At 71.8% G+C, this 6,246-nt stretch carries 3 protein-coding genes and 2 pseudogenes; 3 read left to right on the forward strand and 2 right to left on the reverse strand.

Annotated elements, in window-relative coordinates; all coding sequences use genetic code 11:
• Positions 1–43: 43 nt before the first annotated feature.
• The gene (locus ACRWND_RS10950; protein WP_431948495.1) at positions 44–697 is read left to right on the forward strand and encodes a hypothetical protein; all 654 of its coding nucleotides are present in this window, start codon (positions 44–46) and stop codon (positions 695–697) included.
• Here the strand turns inward: ACRWND_RS10950 and ACRWND_RS10955 are convergent, their stop codons facing one another.
• Positions 698–1,297 (reverse strand): hypothetical protein, encoded by a 600-nt coding sequence (locus ACRWND_RS10955; RefSeq protein WP_431948496.1) that lies wholly within the window; start codon positions 1,295–1,297, stop codon positions 698–700.
• Positions 1,298–1,494: 197 nt separating this feature from the next.
• Positions 1,495–3,270 (reverse strand): annotated as a pseudogene (locus ACRWND_RS10960) (helicase-related protein); the annotation flags it as partial.
• 197 nt (positions 3,271–3,467) lie between these two features.
• Here ACRWND_RS10960 and ACRWND_RS10965 point away from each other — a divergent pair.
• The gene (locus ACRWND_RS10965; RefSeq protein WP_431948497.1) at positions 3,468–5,621 is read left to right on the forward strand and encodes a RecQ family ATP-dependent DNA helicase; all 2,154 of its coding nucleotides are present in this window, start codon (positions 3,468–3,470) and stop codon (positions 5,619–5,621) included.
• A gap of 133 nt (positions 5,622–5,754) precedes the next feature.
• A pseudogene (locus tag ACRWND_RS10970) lies at positions 5,755–6,246 on the forward strand (cytochrome P450); the annotation flags it as partial.

A 6,246-nucleotide genomic window follows, 5' to 3' on the forward strand; every position in this document is an offset into this window, starting at 1 on the left:
CCCGCCGCTGCGTTGTTCCGGCGCATTTGATAGACATCAGCACATGCCTCTCACCCCCGAGGAGCCTCAGATTCACGAGAGTGTCCCGGGTCCCCGCGTAGCCCCGGCCGCCGGCCGGCCCGCGCCGACCCCCCGCCCCGTACCGGGCTCCGGCCCGCGTCCTGTGCCTCCGCGTCCCGCGCCGCCGCGTGGCGCTCCGGCGGCGAACGCCCGTCCCGGCCGCCCCGGTCCGGCCCGCGGGTCCGTCGTACCGCCGCAAGCACGCTCGCCGAGGGAGTCCGAGGCCGCCGCCTCCGTCCCCGCCGGGCCGTCGGCGCAGATCCAGCTCATCCCCGCTTCGGTGGACGGCGCCCTCGACGCCGCCGACGAGGCCGTTGACCTGCTGTTGGACAGTGGGCGCGCTCCGGGTGAGGTCCTGGTGCTCACCACCGGCGAGCAGCACCCCTGGGCGGCCCACGAGCTGAGCTTCGGCGAGGCGTCCTACTGGGCCCAGCACGACGCCGGCGACGACGTCTTCTACGCCGCCCACAACGCCGACCGCGTCACGGGCCGGCCTGTCGTGGTCGTGGCCGTCAACGGCGGTTCCGACGAGACGGTGGCGGGTGTGCTGCCCTCCGCCATGGCGCGGGCAGGGAAGCTGCTGGTCGTCTGCGGCGACCCGCAGCGGATCAACGCGCTGCTCGGCGTCAGCGCCTGATCACCGCGCCGCCGCGCGGCGCAGGGGCGGCGTCCCGCTGGGACGCAGGCTCGCTGCGCCGCGGCTCGTGGCAGCCGCCCAGGAGGCGGCGTTGGGGGTGCGTCCGGCACGGTTCTCGCCCTGCACCCGCCAGCCGTCGTCGGTCACGGTGATGTACGACCCGGGGCGCAGCCCGTACAACGAGCAGGCGTCACGCAGTCCCCACATCCAGGCGCCGTCCACCTCCGTCCAGCCCGCTCCGCCGTCCCGGCACACGAGCAGGACCGCGGTGCGCACCGGCCTGCGCCGCTTGAGGTCGTCCGCGGTGATCCGGCGCAGATGGGCGAGGATGGCGTTGCGCCGTTCCCAGCCGTCGGTGACGAGGGGGCGCTGCGCGAAGGACGCGCTGGCCGTCAGCCGTTCGTCGGGGGAGTAGACCGCGACCACGGCGGTGCCCGGGGCCGGGAGATGGCGCGAGTGGAGGTCGGTGACCACCTCGCGAGGATTGATCAGCAGCGGGATGCCCGCCGCGGTCCAATCGGCAGGCTCGATGGTGCGATGGCGTCCGGCAGGGCGGGAGGCATTCACGGAAGCGGTTTCCGGAGCGAAGCCGATGGCCACGGTCCTCCCTTCGGGTATGCGTCCGCGACCGGGCGTGCGTGGGCATGCCGGTCGTGGGGCTCCAAGAGCCGATGCGGGGATCCAGGCTCAATTGTTCCTGTCGCACACGCGGGCGGCAACGGTCATTTCACCGACCTGTCTGTTATCTGGCCCTCCGCCGCTTAGATTCCACCCCCGTCTCACATCGTGAGTACCGCTCAGCCCTGCACAGCCAGGACCAGCGGAAACACCGCGGTGGCACCGGCATGACGCAACAGCCGTGCCGCGACGGCCACGGTCCACCCTGTTTCGGTGAGGTCGTCGACCAGCAGTACCGGTCCCGCGGCAGCGGCGAGGGTGCCGGAGAGTGCGGACGGAAGGGCGAACGCCCCGTGCAGCGTCCGCAGCCGCTGGGCGCTGTTGCTGCGCGGCGCCCGGGAGGGTTCCAGTTCGCCGCTGTGCGCGACTTCTCCGAGCAGCGGTATGCGCCCGATCTCGGCGATGCGCGCGCCGAGCGACGCGATGAGCTGCGGCCGGGTGTGCGAGGCGATGGTGACGACGCCGACGGGCCGCTGCGGGGCGTCGGGTTCACCGCTCGCCCAGCCGCCCGGACCCTTGGCCCAGTCGGCCAGCACCTGCACCACGGCCTGCGCCACGTCGTCGGGAACAGGCCCGTCCGCCGCGTTCTGTGCGAACAGCGGGCGGAGCCGGTTGCCCCAGCCGATGTCGGAGAGCCGTCCCAAGGCCCGTCCTGTGGCGGCCTGTTCGCCCGGCGGGATCTTCCCCTTCAGCTCGATGCCGATCGCGGGCAGGCCGGTCGGCCACATTCTGCGGGGCTCGATCTCGACCCCCGGGCGCCCGAGGGCGGACCGCGCGGCCTCCAGGGCCTCGCGGGACACCTCCGCGGTGAAGCGGGCCCCGGCGCAGTTGTCGCAGCGGCCGCAGGGCGCGGCCTCCTCGTCGTCGAGTTGCCGGCGCAGGTACTCCATGCGGCACGACGAGGTCGTGGCGTACTCGCGCATCGCCTGTTGCTCGGCCTTGCGCTGCCGGTCGACCCACGCGTACCGCTCGGTGTCGTAGGTCCACGGCCTGCCCGTCGCCGTCCAGCCTCCGCGCACCCTGCGCACGGCGCCGTCCACGTCGAGGACCTTGAGCATGGTCTCCAGCCGGTTGCGGCGCAGGTCCACCCGGGTCTCGAGCGCGGGGACGGACATCGGGCCCTCGGCGGCGGCCAGGGTCTCCAGTGTGCGCCGCACCTGCTCCTCCCGGGGGAAGGCCAGCGAGGCGAAGTAGCGCCAGATGGCCTCGTCCTCGGGCCCGGGGAGCAGCAGCACCTCCGCATGGTCGACACCGCGTCCGGCACGGCCGACCTGCTGGTAGTAGGCGATGGGGGAGGAGGGAGAGCCCAGGTGCACCACGAAACCCAGGTCCGGCTTGTCGAACCCCATGCCCAGCGCCGAGGTGGCGACCAGCGCCTTGACGTCGTTGCCGAGCAGTGCGGCCTCGGCGGCCCGGCGGTCGGCGTCCTCCGTGCGCCCGGAGTAGGCGGCGACCCGGTGACCGCGCTGCCGGAGGAAGGCGGTGACCTCCTCCGCGGCCGCCACCGTCAGGGTGTAGACGATGCCCGAGCCAGGGAGGTCGCCGATGTGGTCGGCGAGCCGGTGCGCGGCGTCGGGCATGCGCAGCACCCCGAGCGACAGGCTCTCCCGCTCCAGCGGACCGCGCAGCACCAGGGCGCCCTCGTGGTCGCCGGTCCCCAACTGCTCGGCGACGTCGGCCGTCACACGGGCGTTGGCGGTGGCGGTCGTCGCCAGCACCGGAACGCCTGGGGTGAGGTCGGCGAGCATCGTCCGCAGCCGCCGGTAGTCGGGCCGGAAGTCGTGGCCCCAGTCGGAGATGCAGTGGGCCTCGTCGACCACGAGCAGCCCCGTGGCCGAGGCCAGCTTGGGCAGCACCTGGTCCCGGAAGTCCGGGTTGTTGAGCCGCTCCGGGCTGCAGAACTGGGAAGGCATTCAAATTCCAGGCGCAGCTGGAGCCCTGACCTGCACAAACGTATCGATCGAGGGTGGTCGTGACCGAGCACTCGACCCTGGCCATCCTCGATCAGTGCGTGGCCGTTAGACCTTAGGTGAGATGTCCGGCACGCTGAGTGAAGTGGCTGATTGTCCTTGCCATCGGGTTGCATGGGGGCATGGACAACCTGGAGCTCCGCACTGAAGCCGACGCCATCCTCGCTGAGCTCGTCGGTGACCCCGGGGGTTCGGCGCGGCTGCGGGAAGACCAGTGGCAGGCGGTGGCGGCTCTGGTGGAGGAGCGCCGGCGCGCACTGGTGGTGCAGCGCACCGGCTGGGGCAAGTCGGCGGTGTACTTCGTTGCTACCGCTCTGCTGCGCCGGCGTGGCTCCGGTCCCACGGTGATCGTCTCGCCGCTGCTGGCATTGATGCGTAACCAGGTCGAGGCGGCGGCGCGGGCCGGTATCCGGGCACGCACGATCAACTCGGCCAACCCGGAGGAGTGGGACGCCATCCACGAGGAGGTCGAGCGAGGCGAGACCGACGTTCTTCTCGTAAGTCCGGAACGCCTTAATTCTGTGGATTTTCGCGAGCAGATGCTGCCCAAGCTTGCGGCCACGACCGGTCTGCTGGTGGTCGATGAGGCGCACTGTATCTCCGACTGGGGCCACGACTTCCGGCCTGACTACCGACGGCTGCGGGCGATGCTTGCTGAGCTTGCCCCCGGCGTGCCGGTGCTGGCCACGACGGCGACGGCCAACGCGCGGGTCACTGCGGATGTTGCCGAGCAGTTGGGTACGGGCGCCGGTGAGGCCCTGGTGCTGCGGGGCCCGCTTGAGCGCGAGAGCCTGCGGCTGGGTGTGGTCCAGCTGCCGGACGCCGCACACCGCATGGCCTGGCTTGCCGAACATCTGGACGAGCTGCCGGGTTCGGGGATCATCTACACGCTGACGGTGGCCGCGGCCGAGGAGGCCACCGCCTTCCTGCGGCAGCGCGGCTTCCGGGTCGCCTCCTACACGGGGCGCACGGAGAACGCCGACCGGCTGCAGGCCGAGGCTGACCTGCTGGAGAACCGGGTCAAGGCGCTGGTCGCGACCTCGGCGCTAGGGATGGGCTTTGACAAGCCGGACCTGGGATTCGTGGTGCACCTCGGCTCGCCGTCCTCGCCGATCGCCTACTACCAGCAGGTGGGGCGTGCGGGTCGCGGTGTGGAGCACGCCGATGTGCTGCTGCTGCCGGGCAAGGAGGACGAGGCCATCTGGCGCTACTTCGCCGATACCGCCTTCCCGCCCGAGGAGCAGGTCCGCCAGACCCTCTCGGCCCTTGCCGGCGCGGGACGGCCGCTGTCCGTGCCAGCTTTGGAAGCCATGGTGGACCTCCGGCGCACCCGTCTGGAGGCCATGCTCAAGGTGCTCGACGTGGACGGGGCGGTCAAACGGGTCAAGGGCGGCTGGATCTCCACCGGTGAGCCGTGGGTCTACGACTCCGAGCGGTACGCCTGGGTGGCGCGGCAGCGGGCCGCCGAGCAGCAGGCCATGCGCGATTATGCGAGCACGTCCCAGTGCCGCATGGAATTCCTGCGCCGACAGCTGGACGACGAGGGGGCGACCGCCTGCGGCCGCTGCGACAACTGCGCGGGAGCCTGGGCCGACTCTTCCGTCTCGGCGGAGATGCTGACGGGGGCGGCGAAGGAACTGGACCGCCCAGGGGTGGAGGTTGAGCCCCGCCGGATGTGGCCGACAGGGATGCCCGCACTGGGCATCGACCTCAAGGGACGTATCCCCGCCGGCGAGCAGTGCTCCACCGGACGCGCCCTGGGGCGGCTCTCGGACATCGGCTGGGGCAACCGACTGCGCCCGCTGCTGGCCGAGAACGCCCCCGATGGTCCGGTCCCCGACGATGTCCTGCGGGCCGCGGTGGCGGTCCTCGCCGACTGGGCTCGCTCCCCGGGCGGCTGGGCATCCAACGTCCCGGACGCCTCTGCCCGGCCGGTGGGAGTCGTCGCCGTGCCGTCCCTGGCCCGCCCGCAACTGGTCGGCTCCCTCGCCCAGGGAATCGCGACCATCGGCCGCCTGCCCTATCTGGGCACGCTGACGTACACCGGGCCGAACGGCGCGCACGCGGCACGTCGCAGCAACTCCGCTCAACGGCTTCGGGCACTGGCCGCTGCCTTCGCCCTCCCCGAGGACCTGGCCGGCGCCCTGGCCGGTGGGCCCGTCCTGCTCGTGGACGACTACACCGACTCCGGCTGGACCCTCGCGGTTGCCGCTCGCCTGCTGAGGCAGACGGGGGCCGGACAGGTACTGCCGCTGGTGCTTGCTTCGGCGGGCTGACTACGTCCTGCTTGCCGGCCCGAAACCGGCGGACTTCGTGTCGGAGTTCGCCCTGCCGATGCCGTCCGGGGCATCTGCCACGTGCTCGGCGTCCCCTTCCAGCACCACGACTTCTCACCACGCCATCAGGTCGGTGACCGAGAGCGATGTCCCGGCCGACATCGCGAGCAAGTCCGAGCGCGAGCTGTACCACTTCCTGGCCAAGCTGATTAATCACAAGCTCGCCCACCCTGATGACGGCCTGCTGTCCCAGCTCGCCACCGAACGGCTGTCCACCGGCCAGCTGAACCGGCACGAACTGGTGATGCTGGTCCTGTTCCTGCTGATCTCGGGGCACGAGACCACGGCCAGCATGATCGCGCTGGGCACGCTGGCCCTGCTGCTCCATCCCGAGCAGATCGCCGTGCTGCGGGACGCCGACGAAGCCGGGGTCGCCGGGGCCGTCGACGAGCTGCTGCGGTACCTGACCACCGTCCAGCCTGGCCGCCGCCGCGTGGCCGTGGAGGACATCGAGATCGCCGGACAGCTGATCCGCGCCGGCGAGGGGCTGATCCTCCCGGAGGAGATCGGCAACCGTGACGACAGCGTGTTCCCCGGCGCCGAGGCGCTGGACTTGCGCCGTGAC

Origin of the sequence: Actinacidiphila sp. bgisy167 (assembly GCF_965342175.1) — a bacterium.
GTDB lineage: Bacteria > Actinomycetota > Actinomycetes > Streptomycetales > Streptomycetaceae > Actinacidiphila.